Genomic DNA, 13926 nt, shown 5'->3' with positions numbered 1-13926 from the left:
GGTGCGGGGTCACTTCCGCATCGGATTCGGCTGGTTGCGATGCGCTATTGGCCCCGCATGGAGCGCGCCATGCGCTTCTGGCCCCGCATGGAGCGGTTGGGTGCGTTCTCGATCGGGCCGGAATGCGACGCGCTCACGTCCGCCCAAACCGTGCGGGGTCACTTCCGCATCGGATTCGGGTGCGGGGTCACTTCCGCATCCGATTCCGGTGTTTGCGAGGCCTTATCGACCCCGCATAGAGAGCGCGATGCGTTTTTGACCGCACAGGGAGCCCGCGAGGCCCTATCGACCCCGCACAGGGAGCCCGCGAGGCCTTATCGACCCCGCATAGAGAGCGCGCGATGCGTTATCAACCCCGCACGGAGAGCGCGGACGCTGGCCGCACCCGCACCCGCACCCGCACCCGCACCCGCACCCGCACCGAGCGCGGGGACTACTTCGCGAGCTGTTCGGCGATGCCCGTGTACGACGCGGGGGTCAGGGCCAGCAGGCGCTGCTTCGCCGCATCCCCGATCTCGAGCCCCTCGACGAAGGCCGCGAGGTCGGCCGCGCCCACGCGGTGTCCGCGGGTCAGCTCCTTGAGCAGAGCGTAGGGGTCGGTGATCGACGAGCGACCGGCGACGACCTCGGCGCGGATGACGGTCTGGATCGCCTCGGCGAGGACCTCCCAGTTCACGTCGAGGTCGGCGAGCAGCACGTCGCGCGACAGCGAGATCGCGTTCAGTCCACGTCGCAGGTTGTCGATCGCGAGCAGCGAGTGCCCGAAAGCGACGCCGATGTTGCGCTGCGTCGTCGAGTCGGTGAGGTCGCGCTGCAGGCGGCTCGTGACGAGCGTCTGGCCGAGGGATGCCAGCAGCGCACCCGAGATCTCGAGGTTCGCCTCGGCGTTCTCGAAGCGGATCGGGTTGATCTTGTGCGGCATGGTCGACGAACCGGTCGCGCCCGCGACGGGGATCTGCGCGAAGTAGCCGAGCGAGATGTAGGTCCAGATGTCGGTGGCGAGGTTGTGCAGGATGCCGCCGGCGTGACGAACGCGGTCGTACAGCTCGACCTGCCAGTCGTGCGACTCGATCTGCGTGGTCAGCAGGTTGAAGCCCAGGCCCAGGCCCTCGATGTACTCGCGAGAGATCGTGGGCCAGTCGGCGTCGGGGTCGGCCGACAGGTGCGCGGACCAGGTGCCGGTCGCGCCCGAGAACTTGGCGAGGTAGTCGGATGCCGCGATCTGGGCGCGCACGCGCTCGAGACGCCACGCGAAGACGGCGATCTCCTTGCCCATGGTCGACGGGGTGGCCGGCTGTCCGTGGGTGCGGGAGAGCATCGCGGCGTCGGCGTGCTCGGCCGCAAGCTCCCGGAGCTTCGCGATCACGACGTCGAGGGCAGGAAGCCAGACCTCTTCGACCGCACGCTTCACGGTGAGCGCGTACGAGGCGGAGTTGATGTCCTCACTCGTGCAGGCGAAGTGGGTGAGCTCGGCGATGGAGTCGAGGCCGAGGGTCGATAGGCGGTCGCGAACCAGGTACTCGATGGCCTTGACGTCGTGTTGGGTGACGGCTTCCTTCTCGGCGAGCCAGTCGATCTCGGCCTGACCGAAGTCGCGGTACAGGGCGCGCAGGCGCTCCTTGTCGGCATCCGACAGAGGGCTCGTCTCGAAGAGCGAGCGGTCGGTGAGCGCGATCAGCCATTCGACCTCGACCTCGACGCGGGCGCGGTTCAGGCCCGCCTCCGAGAGGAAGTCGGCGAGGCCGGTGACGGCGCCGCGGTAGCGACCGTCGAGGGGGCTCAGGGGCTGCGGCGGGAGCGAAGGCTGGAAAGTCAGGGGAGTCCTCCTGATCGGGCCCCGGGCGTGCGGGGCGTGCGGGGCTGGCGAAGAGCCGGCTCGAGCTGGCGGAACAGCCCGCGAGTCGCCGTCTCAATCATACCGAGCACCGAATCGAACATCTCGGGGCCGGCGTAGTAGGGGTCCGGCACGTCCTGGCTGGGCGCTTCCGGGTCGAACGCGAGCAGCAGGGTGACCTTGCCCTCTTCGTCTTCGTTGTGTGCCCATTCGCGGAGGATGCGCTCGTGAGTGCGGTCGAGCGCGACCACCAGGTCGTTGTCCGAGAACGAGGCGAAGGTGAACTGCTTCGCGCGGTGGAGCGACCCGTCGTAGCCGCGGCGGCTGAGGGAGTCGAGCGTGCGATGGTCCGCGCGTTCACCGACATGCCAGTCGCCTGTGCCGGCGCTGCGCGACACGATGCGCGAACCCAGACCCTGCCTCTCCGCGAGTTCGCGGAACACCACCTCGGCCATCGGAGAGCGGCAGATGTTCCCCGTGCACACGAAGATCACGCGGAAGGGATCCGGGGATGTCACCGTCCTATTCTGCCGGTCGCCGACCGATCGCGCGACGCCCGCGTCGTGCGCGACGGCTGCGACGGTCTCGTTCTGCACGGATGCTGATCCCGGCGACCTGCTCACGATCCCCGCGATCACGGCGATCGTCGGCCTCCGCACATGACGCGGATCGCGGATGCTGAGCGCATGTACTCCTTTGCACTCGCACCCACCGGCTCCGCCGACGCCGCGTGGGCGAAAGCCCAGGCCGTGGCCGCTCTCGGCACCGCCGTCGATGCGCTCGACGATGTCCGTGCAGCACTCGCCGTCCTGGCCTCCGACACCGATTGGCACTCAGACGGCGTGCGCGCGATGCAGGAGTCGCTCGACCATCTGCGGGTGAGCACCCGTGCCGAGGCCTCCGAGACGCGCAGCCGCGAATCCGAGGTCGAACGGGCCGAGATCTCATGACCGGGCTGACGATCGATCACGGCGGGGCCATCGCGGTCGACCCCGACGCGCTGCGAGACGTCGCTCGACGTATCGAGGGCGTCGCGTCGCGTTACGACGATGCGCGCTCCGCACTCATGCGCGCCTACCGGGTCATCCTCGACACCCCGGGCTTCAGCGCGCAGGTCGACACGGTCGAGCTGTGGTCGTCGGGGCAGCGCGTGGCCCGCCTTCATTCGGAGTGTCAGAAGACTGCCACATCCACGCTGCTCATGGCCGACACCTACGAGTACGTCGAACTGCGCGCCGAGGCCGAGATGCTGTCGCACACCGATCCGAGCACGGCGCAGCGACTGATCCGACGTGCCGATCGGCTGGCGGCATCGGACGATCGCATCGCGGGCCTTGCCGAGAAGCTCATCATCGAGTGGCGCGCGGTTAGCTTCGAAGGACTGGTCGGCAACATCGTGACGCCCTCCATCTACGACGACGTCTTCGGCACTGCGGCGTTGGTGGGGCTTACCTCGGGCTTCGGCAAGGTGGTCCCCGGCGAGACGCTGAAGGGCACGGCCGATCGTGTCTCGGTCGCCCCGGTGAAGACCTCGACGCCCACCGGCGCGCCGACGGGCATCGCGGGGGCGCTGGACCGTATGCCTGTCACCTCGGGGGCGCAGATCGCCGTCGAGAAGTACTCCTTCGCCGACGGCAGCACGAAGTACGTCGCCTATCTGAAGGGGACCCAGAGCGTCGGGTGGGGAGGCAAGGAGCCGTGGGACCTCAAGTCCAACGTCGAGCTCTATACGGAGCAGGATGCGGCGTCGTACCAGGCCACGCTCGATGCCCTGGAGGCTGCGGGAGCACAGCCCGGTGACGAGGTCGACGTCGTCGCGCACTCGCAATCGGGAATGATCACCGCGCACCTCGCGATGGAGAGCGGGTACGACGTGCAGATGCAGATCACTGCCGGGAGCCCGGTCGAGCCCACCCTCGACGATGACCAGACGATCATCCAGCTCAGACACACCGATGACCCCGTCCCGGCGCTCGCGGGTGGCGGTTCGCCCGAGGGCACGGGATCGGCCGACAGCATCGTCATCTCGACCCAGGGCAACCCAGGCGACACCCTCGAGGACTGGCTTGTCGACGCTCACCACCTCGACACGTACATCGAGACAGCGCAAGAGGCTGACGCCTCGAGCGATCCCCGGATCGACGCGGCGGACGAGTTCTGGCGGGAACTCGACTCGGCCGAGGTGATCGAGCGCACGGAGTACCACGCAGAGCGGGTCGGGTGATCGCCCGCGAGCCCCGGACCGCCCGCGAGCGGGTGTGCGTCAGTCGCGCCGCTGCTTCTTGCTCTGCGGGCGCAGGATGAAGCCGAAGACGCCGTTGATCAGCGAGATGATCAATGCCGCGAGAACGCCCCACCAGAAGCTGCCGACGGTGAGGCCCCAGCCGAAGCCGCTCGTGATCCAGGCGGTGAGCCACAGCAGGAAGCCGTTGATCACGAACCCGATGAGGCCCAGCGTGATGATGTACAGCGGGAACGCGACGATCTTGACGACGGTGCCGATGATCGTGTTCACGAGCGCGAAGATCGCGGCGACCGCGAGCAGGGTCAGCACCAGCTGCAGCGTCTCACCCGGCGCGAACGCCTGGATCTGCACCTGCAGGGCGGGGATCAGCGTCACGACCCAGAGGGCGAACGCGTTGACGACGACTCGGATGATGAAGCGCATAGTCAGCCCAGTCTCCCATGCGCTCCGCGGGAAGTCAGTCCGACATCGCTCGCTCGCTATCGAATGTGTGCTCTGATCACGGCGGCGATCTCGTCGAGATCGATCCGACTCTGCGCGACGTCGAGCACGAAGTCGAACGCCTCGTCGTTGCTGAAGGTCAACTCGTATCCGTTGAGGCGGATGAAGATGAAGGTCACGTACAGCGAGAGTCGCTTGTTCCCATCGAAGAGAGAGTGATTCTGAGCGACCGAGCTGATGAGCGCCGCGGCCTTGGCCTCGAAAGACGGATAAGCATCTGCTCCGAACATGCTGGCCGCGGGGCGAGCGAGTGCGGAGAACAGCAGCCCTTCGTCGCGCACGCGAAGGCCGAGTTTCGTGATCAGGGCGAGCGCCTGCTCCGGCTCGACGTACTCGGTCACGGATCAGGCGTCTTCGAGCCGCGTGAGAGTGTCCGCATATCGTTCGGCAACCTCGTCAGCGATCGAGAGGACGCGCTCCGTCTTCGTCTCGGTGTTCGCGAATCTGGTCGCCGCTTCGATCAGGATCGCGTGCTTCGAGGTGTGCCGTGAGCGCGCGATCTCGTCGAGCTGCGCGTCGAGTTCTTCAGGGAGCCGCACTGTCATTGCCATACCAAAATGGTACTACCGCCCCGCGATCGGTGCGAGAGGGGCTGTGGAATCTAGACTCATCCTTGTGACCGACCCGATCCTGCCGCGCATCCGTCCCGCCATCGCCGCCCTCGCGCCGTACCGCCAGGGCAAGCAGGCGGGACCCGACGCCTTCAAGCTCTCGAGCAACGAGAACCCCTTCGAGCCGCTGCCTTCGGTCGCGGCCGCCCTGCAGCACACGACGCCGATCAACCGCTACCCGGACGCGACCGCCGGGAGGCTCCGCGAGCGGCTCGGCGCGCGCTACGCCGTCGAGCCCGACCAGGTGCACGTCGCCGCGGGCAGCGTGTCGATCCTCCAGCAGCTGATCCTCGCCACAGTGTCGGTCGGCGACGAGGTCGTCTACGCCTGGCGCTCGTTCGAGGCCTACCCGAGTCTGCCGCTCGTCGCCGGCGGCACCGGTGTGCAGGTCCCGGTCACGGCCGACGGCCGCCACGACCTCGACGCGATGGCGGATGCCGTCACCGACCGCACCCGCGCGATCATCCTGTGCACGCCGAACAACCCCACGGGTCCGATCATCACGAGCGACGAGTTCGCGACATTCGTCGAGCGCGTCCCCACCGACGTCCTGATCATCCTCGACGAGGCCTACGCCGAGTTCGTCACCGCCCCCGGTGCGGTCGACGGCCTCGCGGAGCGCGTGTTCGAACGGCATCCGAACGTCGTCGTGCTGCGCACCTTCTCGAAGGCCTACGGACTCGCAGGTCTGCGCATCGGCTACGCGATCGGCCACGAGAAGGTCCTCGATGCCGCTCGCACCACCGGCATCCCGCTCTCCGTCACCTCTGCCGCCGAGAACGCCGCCATCGCGAGCCTCGACGCCGAGAGCGAGCTGCTCGAGCGGGTCGCGGTGATCGTCGAGCGCCGCACGCGCCTGCTCGAGGGACTCCGGAGGCAGGGTTGGGACGTGCCCGACTCGCAGGCCAACTTCGTCTGGCTCCCCACCGGTGAGCGCACTGTCGAGATCGCCGCGGCCTTCGTCGCTGCCGACCTGATCGTGCGTCCCTTCCCCGGCGACGGCATCCGCATCTCGGTCGGCGAAGAAGCATCCGTCGATCGCGTTCTCGAGGTCGCCGCGACACAGCTCTGATCGCGCGCACCGCGTTCGGTTCCGGAGCCGGCGGCGCACGCGGCCGGCTCCGTGCCCCTCCCGACCCCGATCGTCGTCGGGGAGCGCAGTCGACCTCCGACTGCGCGGCGATGACGCGCGGCTGGACATCTGTATCACTGTCGTAATACAATGACACGTATGCAGATCGATGACTCCCGCCCCATCTGGGCGCAGCTCGTCGACGAGTTCCGTCGGCGCATCGTCACCGGCGAATGGGCGCCGGGGGCCAAGGTGCCGTCGGTGCGCGAGCTCGCCCTCGATCTGGGCGTCAACCCCAACACCGTGCAGAAGGCGCTCGGTGAGATCGACCGACTCGGGCTCACCGCCACCGAGCGCACGGCCGGCCGCTTCGTCACGAGCGATGAGGGCGCCGTCGCCGGAGGGCGAGCCGCGCTCGCCGAGGCGACCGCCGACCGCTTCGCCGCCGAAGCGCGCGGCATCGGCATGACCCTCGCCGAAGCCGCTGATCTGCTCGCCCAGCGCTGGGTGATGCACGACGACGCGTCGCGTGACAGCGCGTCGCACGAGAAGACCGAAAGGGAAGCGCCATGAACACCTCGCTCGCGATCGAGGTCACCGGCCTCACCAAGTCCTACCGCGGACGCACCGCCCTCGATGGGCTCGACCTGCGCCTCGCGCCGGGACAGATCGTCGGGCTGATGGGCGACAACGGCTCGGGCAAGACGACCCTTCTGAAGATCCTCGCCGGCGTGCTCGCCGAGTGGGAGGGCGACGTGCGTATCGCCGGCCACGAGCCGGGACCGGAGTCCAAGGCGCTGGTCTCCTTCCTGCCCGATGCCTCGTTCCTGCCGGACGCGCATCGGCCCGCTGACTCCATCGACCTCTACTCGCGCTTCTTCGCCGACTTCGACGACGCGAAGGCGCGGCGGATGGTCGACTTCTTCGCGCTCCCGTGGGACCGCACACTCAAGGAGATGTCGAAGGGCATGCGGGAGAAACTGCAGATCTCGCTCGCGATGTCCCGTCGGGCGCGGGTGTACCTGCTCGACGAGCCGATCTCCGGTGTCGACCCGGCATCGCGCGACGTCATCCTGCGCGGCATCCTCTCGAACTTCGACGACGATGCGCTCCTGCTCATCTCGACGCACCTGATCCAGGACGTCGAGCAGATCGTCGACTCCGTGCTTTTCCTCCGTGCCGGGGCTGTGCTGCTGCAGGGAGGAGCCGACGAGCTCCGCGCCGAGCACGGCAGCAGTCTCGACGCTCTGTTCAGAAAGGTCTACACGCCATGATCGGCACACTCATCGCCCAGGACTTCCGTGCGACGCGCAAGAGCATCTTCGCGGTCGTCGGCATCGCCCTGCTCGTCGTCGTGATCTCGCTGACGCTGACCGTGCTGCGGGTCCCGGTGATCGGCGGCATCGGTCTCGTGGTCGGCATCGTCGCCGCGGCGGCGCTGAGCGTGATTCTTCTCGGACTGCTGGTGGAGTACTACTGGCGCACCATGTACGGGCGTGAGGGCTACTTCACCATGACCGTCCCTGTGCGGGGGCGCGTGTTGTTTCTCGCCAAGGTGCTCTACGGCCTGGTGGTGGCGCTCGTCGGCGCGGCCCTCAGCGCTGCAGGGCTCGTGGGGGCCGCGGTCGCCTTCGCGCTCTCGCAGGGGCTCGAGCCGTTCGACTTCCTGCGCACCGGACTCGGCATGGTCGAGCCATGGGTGGCGTGGTTCGCCGCGGCCGCGCTGCTGCTGCAGATCGTCTACCTCGTCGTCGTGGGGGCGGGAATCATGTCGATCGGCGCGCAGGGGAGATACAACCACCTGAGTTTCGGGGCACCGCTTCTCGGTGCCGTGATCGTCTACCTCGTCATGCAGGTCGTGACCTTCGCGGCGATCATGGTCATACCGGTCGGCATCATCATGGTCGGTCCGGATGCGGGGACGATCGTCCCGCGCGGGATGATGGCGGAGTTCATCGCCGCCATCGGGGGCGATGCCCCGGCGGCCGCGGGTGGCGGGCAGTCGCAGGTGCTCGGCCTCGGCTTCGTGTTCACGAGCGCGGCGCTGATCGCCCTGATGGCCTGGTGGGGAGTGCGCGCCGTCGAGCGTCATACCTCGTTGCGCTGAGCACGTTTCTCCGTGTTCCCGGCAGTTATGAGGACGTCCTAGGTATGCGTGACCGGGCATGCCCGCGGCGGTAGCGTGGCACCGTGACCTCGTCAGAGATTGAACTCGTCCGCGTCCTCGATCAGGACGGCCGCTATACCCCGAGCGCGGCTGCTGAGCAGTACCTGTCGCTGATCGACGCGATCAGCGACGCCGAGCTCGAGCAGTTCTACCGCGACATGGTGGGCATCCGCGCGATCGACACCCAGGCGACCAACCTGCAGCGTCAGGGGCAGCTCGCCCTGTGGCCGCCGAGCCGTGGGCAGGAGGCAGCTCAGGTCGGATCCGCCCGTGCCGCCCGTGCGCAGGACACGATCTTCCCGTCGTACCGCGAGCACGCCGTGACGCGCATCCGCGGGGTCGATCCCGTCGACATCATCAAGCTCATGCGCGGTGTCTCGCACGGTGGCTGGGATCCGACGGACCCCAAGAACGGCAACACCCGCCTCTACACGCTCGTGCTCGGCTCGCAGGTGCTGCATGCCACCGGCTACGCCATGGGGCTGAACTTCGACGGCCGCTCGGGAACGGGCGACCTCGACACCGACGAAGCCGTCATCGTCTACTACGGCGACGGCGCATCGAGCCAGGGCGACGTGCACGAGGCGATGGTCTTCGCCGCCAGCTACCAGTCGCCGACCGTCTTCTTCCTGCAGAACAACCACTGGGCGATCTCGGTGCCGGTGTCGACGCAGTCGCGCGTGCCGCTCGTCGAGCGCAGCGCCGGGTACGGCATCCCCAGCGTCCGGGTCGACGGCAACGACGTGCTCGCCAGCTACGCCGTCTCGCGAGTGGCCCTCGACGACGCCCGCAGCGGCAAGGGCCCGCGTGCCATCGAGGCCGTGACCTACCGGCTCGGGGCGCACACCACCAGCGACGACCCCACGAAGTACCGCGGGTCCGACGAAGAGCAGTCGTGGGCGCAGCGCGACCCGATCGACCGCATGCGCGCGTTCCTCGAGAACAGGGGAGCGGCTGGCCAGTTCTTCGCCGACGTGGATGCCGAGGCAGCCGACGCCGCCGAAGACCTGCGCGCCCGGAGCGTCGAGCTCGGACCGCCGACCGCAGACAAGATCTTCGACCACGTCTACAGCGAGCCGCATCCTCTGATCGCGGAGCAGAAGGCCTGGCACAGGCAGTACGAAGCATCGTTCGAAGGGGACGGCAAGTGACTCTCGAGACGATGCCGCTCAGCAAGGCACTCAACGCGGGCCTGCGCCGGGCGATGGAGGACGACTCGAAGGTCCTGCTCATGGGCGAGGACATCGGCAAGCTCGGCGGTGTGTTCCGCGTCACCGAGCACCTGCAGCGCGACTTCGGCGACAAGCGCGTGCTCGACACGCCTCTCGCCGAGTCGGGCATCGTCGGCACGGCGATCGGACTCGCGATGGCGGGGTTCCGCCCCGTGATCGAGATCCAGTTCGACGGGTTCGTCTTCCCCGCGTTCGACCAGATCACGACGCAGCTCGCCAAGCTCACCAACCGGCACGAGGGCAAGCTCAGTCTGCCGATCGTGATCCGCATCCCGTACGGCGGCCATATCGGCGCCGTCGAGCACCACCAGGAGAGCCCGGAGGCGTACTTCGCGCACACCCCGGGTCTGCGCGTGGTCTCGCCGTCGACGCCCAACGACGCCTACTGGATGATCCAGGAGGCCATCGCGTCGAACGACCCCGTGATCTTCATGGAGCCGAAGAGCCGCTACTGGCAGAAGGGCGAGGTCGAGCTCGACGGGTCGGCCGCTCCGCTGCACTCGTCGCGCGTCGTGCGCACGGGCTCCGACGTCACCCTCGTCGGGCACGGCGCCATGGTCACGACACTGCTGCAGGCCGCGGCGCTCGCCGAGTCCGAGGGCACCAGTTGCGAGGTCGTCGACGTGCGCTCGCTGTCGCCCATCGACTACGAGCCCATCCTGAACTCGGTGCGAAAGACCGGACGCATGGTCTATGCGCAGGAGGCGCAGGGCTTCACGAGCATCGGCAGCGAGGTGGCGGCGACCGTCATGGAGCGCGCCTTCTACGCGCTCGAAGCCCCCGTGCTGCGCGTCTCGGGCTATGACACCCCGTTCCCGCCCGCGAAGCTCGAGGGCACCTACCTCCCGGACGCGGACCGCATCCTCGAGGCCGTCGACCGTTCGCTGGCCTACTGACCCTCGCCGTTCCGAAAGGACCGCACATGAGCACGCAGAACTTCAACCTCCCCGACGTGGGGGAGGGACTGACCGAGGCCGAGATCGTGGCGTGGAAGGTCGCGCCCGGTGACACCGTCGCCATCAACGACGTCATCTGCGAGATCGAGACGGCCAAGTCGCTCGTCGAGCTGCCCTCGCCGCACGCCGGCGTCGTCGGCGAGCTGCTCGCCGCCGAGGGTGCGACTGTGGAGGTCGGATCCCCGATCATCACGTTCGTGACGGATGCTCGCGACGACGCAGGTCCCGGCAAGATCGCGACCGCCGAGGCGCCCTCGCCCGAGGAGGGCGGCGGCTCGGTGCTGGTCGGCTACGGCACCGGCGGAGGGGCCACATCGCGTCGCAAGCGTCCGGCAGAGCGCCCGGTGCGCTCGTCGGTCGGCGTGATCGCCAAGCCCCCGATCCGCAAGCTCGCCCGCGACCTGGGTGTCGACCTCACCACCGTCACGCCCACCGGCGCAGACGGCGAGGTCACCCGCGACGACGTCGTGACCCACGCATCGCAGGCGAGCGTCTTCCGCAACATCGAGACGCCGGAGTGGGGAGCCGTGCGCGAAGAGACGGTTCCCGCGCCGCAGAGCACGCCGGCTGGCCTCGCCCGTGGAGTGTCGGCTGCGCCGGCATCCGCCCCGGTGTCCGACGACCGCACGGAGTCGATCCCGGTCAAGGGTGTGCGCAAGGCCACGTCGTCGGCGATGGTGCAGAGCGCCTACTCCGCCCCGCACGTCACCGTGTGGAAGGAGATCGATGCGAGCCGCACGATGGAGCTCGTCAAGCGGCTCAAGGCATCACCCGACTACGCCGACATCCGTGTCTCACCGCTGCTGATCATGGCTCGCGCCGTGATCTGGGCCGCCCGTCGCACGCCGATGGTGAACGCCGCGTGGATCGAGACCGAGGGCGGCGCCGAGATCTCGGTGCGCCACTACGTGAACCTCGGCATCGCCGCGGCGACGCCTCGCGGCCTGCTCGTGCCGAACATCAAGGACGCACAGGACCTCAGCATGAAGGACCTCGCCCGCGCCCTCAACCGACTGACGCTTACCGCCCGCGAGGGCAAGACGAGCCCCGCCGACCAGCAGGGCGGCACGATCACGATCACCAACATCGGTGTGTTCGGGATGGATGCCGGCACGCCGATCATCAACCCCGGCGAAGCGGGCATCGTGGCCATGGGCACGATCAGCCAGAAGCCGTGGGTCGTCGACGGCGAAGTGCGCCCCCGCTGGGTCACCACGGTCGCAGGTTCGTTCGACCACCGCGTGATCGACGGCGACGGCATGAGCCGCTTCATCGCCGACGTGGCATCCGTTCTCGAGGAGCCTGCGCTGCTCGTGGAGTGAGTCGGAAAGCGCGGGGATACAGTGGCAGCAGAACCGCGACGACCGGCCCCCAGTAGAACGGACTCCAGCGGATGAAGATCGAACCGACCGCCATCACCCTCGGAACCTCCGGCCTCGGCCGGCACTCGGAGCCGGGGTCCGCCGAGGAGAGAGCAGCTGTCGAGGTCGCCATCGACCTGCTCACGAGCCGACACGGGTTCGTGGACACCTCGAACAACTACTCCGCCGGTCGCTCTGAGGCCGTCCTCGGCATCGCGCTGCGCGAACTGGGGCTGGACGGTTCACGAGTCATCTCGAAGGTGGATCAGGACCCGGAGACCGGGGTCTTCGATCGCGACCGCGTTCTCCGCTCGTTCGAGGAGACGACCGCGCGGCTCGGGGTCGACAGGCTTCCGCTGCTGCACCTGCACGACCCGTACTCGGTGTCGTTCGAGGACACGATCTCGATCGGAGGCGCAGTGCAGGGGCTCATCGAACTCCGGAGCGCCGGCGCGGTGGACGCGATCGGTGTGGCAGCCGCTCCCGTCCCGCTGATGGCGAAGTACGTCGAGACGGGTGTGTTCGACGCCGTGCTGATCCACAACCGATTCACGCTGGTGGACCACTCGGCTGAGCCTGTCTTCGCCGACGCCAGGGCGCGCGGCATGGCCGTGTTCAACGCCGCGCCGTTCGGTTCGGGACTGCTCGTCAAGGGGCCGCATTCCGGTGCGCAGTACGCCTATCGGCCCGCCGGCGAGGAGCTGCTGGAGTGGACTGAGCGGTTGCAGCGGTTGTGTGCGGAGCATGGAACGTCGATGGCTGCCGCAGCGCTGCACTACTCGCTACGGTCCCCGCTGGTCGACTCCACCGTGGTCGGGGTGTCGACCCCGCATCGTCGTGAGCAGCTCGACGAGCTGGAGCAGACGGACGTCCCGGAGGGGCTGTGGGACGCTATCGAGCTCCTGGGGCCGGCGCCTTCCCCGGTGGACGACAGCGACTACGCCTGAACGCTGTCGCTGTTCAGCACCGCGACCGGCGGCTCGAGCGCGCGGTGCCGGTGACGGCGTTCGATCGCCTGCCCCGCGTACGACGCTGCGACGATGAGCGCGGCGCCGAGCAGACCGACGGCGCCGACGCTTTCCCCGGCGAGCAGGAGTCCGACCAGGAGCGCCCAGACCGGCTCGGTGCCCATGAGGATGCTGGCGCGCGTCGCAGAGGTGCGCCGCACCGCCCAGAGCTGAACGACGAACGCGAACACCGAGCACATCAGGCCGAGGAACAGGACGTTCGCCCACCCCGATCCGTCGAGTCGCGCGACGGCCGCGGGCAGCTCCGCCCCTGCGACCAGTGAGGCCGTCGCGGCGCAGACGACGAGCTGCACCAGGACGACGGTGAGCGTGCTGTCCCGGCGGTCGCGGGTGAGCCTGGCGCTCGCCGTCACGTGCAGCGCGCGCACGACCGCCGCTGCGATCACGAGGGCGTCGCCTGCGGTCGGCATCCGCAGTCCGCCGTCCGACACGAGAAGCGCGACCCCCACCACGGCCGCGACCGCGGCGACGAAGTATGAGCGCGGAAGCCACGATCGCGCGGCGAGACTCTCGAGCACGGGGGTGAGGATGAGCGCGAGGCTGATCAGCAGGCCGGCATTGGTCGCCGACGTGAGATGGACGCCCCAGGTCTCGAGTCCGATGATGGCGGCCTGAGAGAAGCCGAGGAGGACGGCCACGGCGAGCCCACGGCCACGCGGCATCCGTTCCTTGCGCACCGCGCAGATCACCCCGAGAGCGACCGCCGCGACGAGGAACCGCAGTGCGACGGCGGAAGCGACGCCGGTCTCGAGAGCCAGGCTCTTGGCGGCAACGAAGCTCGCGCCCCACACCGCCGCCACGGCGACGAGCAGAACGTCGACGAGCAGATCGCGAGGGGGACGACGAGCCATGTCCTCACTGTGCCGAATCCGATAATGAAGACCAAGGGGCATCTTCTTACAGGTCTCGTAAGGTTGAT

The 13926-nt window shown here is 68.4% G+C and carries 16 protein-coding genes; 10 read left to right on the top strand and 6 right to left on the bottom strand.

The window, feature by feature from the left end; translation table 11 throughout:
- Positions 1–433: 433 nt before the first annotated feature.
- Positions 434–1816, bottom strand: a complete 1383-nt coding sequence (purB, locus tag RQG77_RS18245) for an adenylosuccinate lyase (protein ID WP_311246003.1) — start codon at positions 1814–1816, stop codon at positions 434–436.
- Positions 1813–2352 carry a low molecular weight protein-tyrosine-phosphatase gene (locus RQG77_RS18240; RefSeq protein ID WP_268776031.1) on the bottom strand — a complete coding sequence of 180 codons (540 nt, stop codon included), beginning with the start codon at positions 2350–2352 and terminating at the stop codon, positions 1813–1815. Before RQG77_RS18240 ends, purB begins: the two co-directional genes overlap by 4 nt.
- Positions 2353–2520: 168 nt before the next feature.
- On the opposite strand from RQG77_RS18240, the gene RQG77_RS18235 reads away from it, so the two are divergent.
- Together RQG77_RS18235 and RQG77_RS18230 are read left to right on the top strand one after the other, a co-directional pair.
- Positions 2521–2784: a hypothetical protein gene (locus RQG77_RS18235; RefSeq protein ID WP_311245999.1), complete on the top strand. Its 264-nt coding sequence runs from the start codon at positions 2521–2523 to the stop codon at positions 2782–2784.
- On the top strand, positions 2781–4058 hold the full coding sequence (locus tag RQG77_RS18230) for a hypothetical protein (RefSeq protein ID WP_311245998.1): 1278 nt from the start codon (positions 2781–2783) through the stop codon (positions 4056–4058). Before RQG77_RS18235 ends, RQG77_RS18230 begins: the two co-directional genes overlap by 4 nt.
- Before the next feature lie 39 nt (positions 4059–4097).
- Here the strand turns inward: RQG77_RS18230 and RQG77_RS18225 are convergent, their stop codons facing one another.
- From RQG77_RS18225 to RQG77_RS18215, 3 genes are read right to left on the bottom strand one after another with little or no spacing between them, the layout of a single operon-like run.
- Complete coding sequence (locus RQG77_RS18225; RefSeq protein WP_056311187.1) at positions 4098–4502, bottom strand: phage holin family protein; 405 nt, start codon at positions 4500–4502, stop codon at positions 4098–4100.
- 56 nt (positions 4503–4558) lie between these two features.
- Positions 4559–4921 carry a type II toxin-antitoxin system death-on-curing family toxin gene (locus RQG77_RS18220; protein ID WP_311245997.1) on the bottom strand — a complete coding sequence of 121 codons (363 nt, stop codon included), beginning with the start codon at positions 4919–4921 and terminating at the stop codon, positions 4559–4561.
- Between the two features lie 3 nt (positions 4922–4924).
- Complete coding sequence (locus RQG77_RS18215; protein ID WP_056511895.1) at positions 4925–5131, bottom strand: ribbon-helix-helix protein, CopG family; 207 nt, start codon at positions 5129–5131, stop codon at positions 4925–4927.
- Between the two features lie 64 nt (positions 5132–5195).
- Between RQG77_RS18215 and RQG77_RS18210 the strand changes: the two genes are divergently transcribed.
- From RQG77_RS18210 to RQG77_RS18175, 8 genes are all read left to right on the top strand, one after another.
- Complete coding sequence (locus tag RQG77_RS18210) at positions 5196–6263, top strand: histidinol-phosphate transaminase (protein WP_311245996.1); 1068 nt, start codon at positions 5196–5198, stop codon at positions 6261–6263.
- A 159-nt stretch (positions 6264–6422) separates the two neighbouring features.
- Entirely contained in the window at positions 6423–6836 is a 414-nt protein-coding gene (locus tag RQG77_RS18205; RefSeq protein WP_311245995.1) for a GntR family transcriptional regulator, read from the top strand.
- Positions 6833–7537, top strand: coding sequence for an ABC transporter ATP-binding protein (locus tag RQG77_RS18200; protein WP_311245994.1), 705 nt, complete (start codon positions 6833–6835; stop codon positions 7535–7537). Before RQG77_RS18205 ends, RQG77_RS18200 begins: the two co-directional genes overlap by 4 nt.
- Positions 7534–8370 (top strand): hypothetical protein, encoded by an 837-nt coding sequence (locus RQG77_RS18195; RefSeq protein ID WP_311245993.1) that lies wholly within the window; start codon positions 7534–7536, stop codon positions 8368–8370. Before RQG77_RS18200 ends, RQG77_RS18195 begins: the two co-directional genes overlap by 4 nt.
- Before the next feature lie 83 nt (positions 8371–8453).
- The gene (pdhA, locus tag RQG77_RS18190; protein ID WP_311245992.1) at positions 8454–9581 is read left to right on the top strand and encodes a pyruvate dehydrogenase (acetyl-transferring) E1 component subunit alpha; all 1128 of its coding nucleotides are present in this window, start codon (positions 8454–8456) and stop codon (positions 9579–9581) included.
- 11 nt (positions 9582–9592) lie between these two features.
- Complete coding sequence (locus RQG77_RS18185; protein ID WP_311246002.1) at positions 9593–10558, top strand: alpha-ketoacid dehydrogenase subunit beta; 966 nt, start codon at positions 9593–9595, stop codon at positions 10556–10558.
- Between the two features lie 26 nt (positions 10559–10584).
- The gene (locus RQG77_RS18180) at positions 10585–11940 is read left to right on the top strand and encodes a dihydrolipoamide acetyltransferase family protein (protein WP_311245991.1); all 1356 of its coding nucleotides are present in this window, start codon (positions 10585–10587) and stop codon (positions 11938–11940) included.
- Positions 11941–12011: 71 nt separating this feature from the next.
- Positions 12012–12926 (top strand): aldo/keto reductase, encoded by a 915-nt coding sequence (locus tag RQG77_RS18175; protein WP_311245990.1) that lies wholly within the window; start codon positions 12012–12014, stop codon positions 12924–12926.
- Here RQG77_RS18175 and RQG77_RS18170 read toward each other — a convergent pair.
- Positions 12917–13858, bottom strand: a complete 942-nt coding sequence (locus RQG77_RS18170) for a DMT family transporter (RefSeq protein ID WP_311245989.1) — start codon at positions 13856–13858, stop codon at positions 12917–12919. The two genes, RQG77_RS18175 and RQG77_RS18170, sit on opposite strands and share 10 nt — an antisense overlap.
- Positions 13859–13926 lie beyond the last annotated feature (68 nt).

The sequence above is a fragment of the Microbacterium sp. WCS2018Hpa-23 genome, from assembly GCF_031843845.1.
In the GTDB taxonomy this organism is placed as follows: Bacteria; Actinomycetota; Actinomycetes; order Actinomycetales; family Microbacteriaceae; genus Microbacterium.
The sequence above is the reverse complement of the archived record's forward strand: the minus strand, read 5'-3'. Positions and strand labels throughout refer to the sequence as shown.

What these genes read in the sequence shown, in the direction of transcription:
- RQG77_RS18230 (WP_311245998.1), top strand. Translation starts at nt 2,781, where the DNA reads ATGACCGGGCTGACGATCGATCACGGCGGGGCCATCGCGGTCGACCCC.
- RQG77_RS18205 (WP_311245995.1), top strand. Translation starts at nt 6,423, where the DNA reads ATGCAGATCGATGACTCCCGCCCCATCTGGGCGCAGCTCGTCGACGAG.
- RQG77_RS18225 (WP_056311187.1), bottom strand. Translation starts at nt 4,502, where the DNA reads ATGCGCTTCATCATCCGAGTCGTCGTCAACGCGTTCGCCCTCTGGGTC.
- RQG77_RS18195 (WP_311245993.1), top strand. Translation starts at nt 7,534, where the DNA reads ATGATCGGCACACTCATCGCCCAGGACTTCCGTGCGACGCGCAAGAGC.
- RQG77_RS18175 (WP_311245990.1), top strand. Translation starts at nt 12,012, where the DNA reads ATGAAGATCGAACCGACCGCCATCACCCTCGGAACCTCCGGCCTCGGC.
- RQG77_RS18215 (WP_056511895.1), bottom strand. Translation starts at nt 5,131, where the DNA reads ATGGCAATGACAGTGCGGCTCCCTGAAGAACTCGACGCGCAGCTCGAC.
- RQG77_RS18180 (WP_311245991.1), top strand. Translation starts at nt 10,585, where the DNA reads ATGAGCACGCAGAACTTCAACCTCCCCGACGTGGGGGAGGGACTGACC.
- RQG77_RS18185 (WP_311246002.1), top strand. Translation starts at nt 9,593, where the DNA reads ATGCCGCTCAGCAAGGCACTCAACGCGGGCCTGCGCCGGGCGATGGAG.
- RQG77_RS18200 (WP_311245994.1), top strand. Translation starts at nt 6,833, where the DNA reads ATGAACACCTCGCTCGCGATCGAGGTCACCGGCCTCACCAAGTCCTAC.
- RQG77_RS18235 (WP_311245999.1), top strand. Translation starts at nt 2,521, where the DNA reads ATGTACTCCTTTGCACTCGCACCCACCGGCTCCGCCGACGCCGCGTGG.
- RQG77_RS18170 (WP_311245989.1), bottom strand. Translation starts at nt 13,858, where the DNA reads ATGGCTCGTCGTCCCCCTCGCGATCTGCTCGTCGACGTTCTGCTCGTC.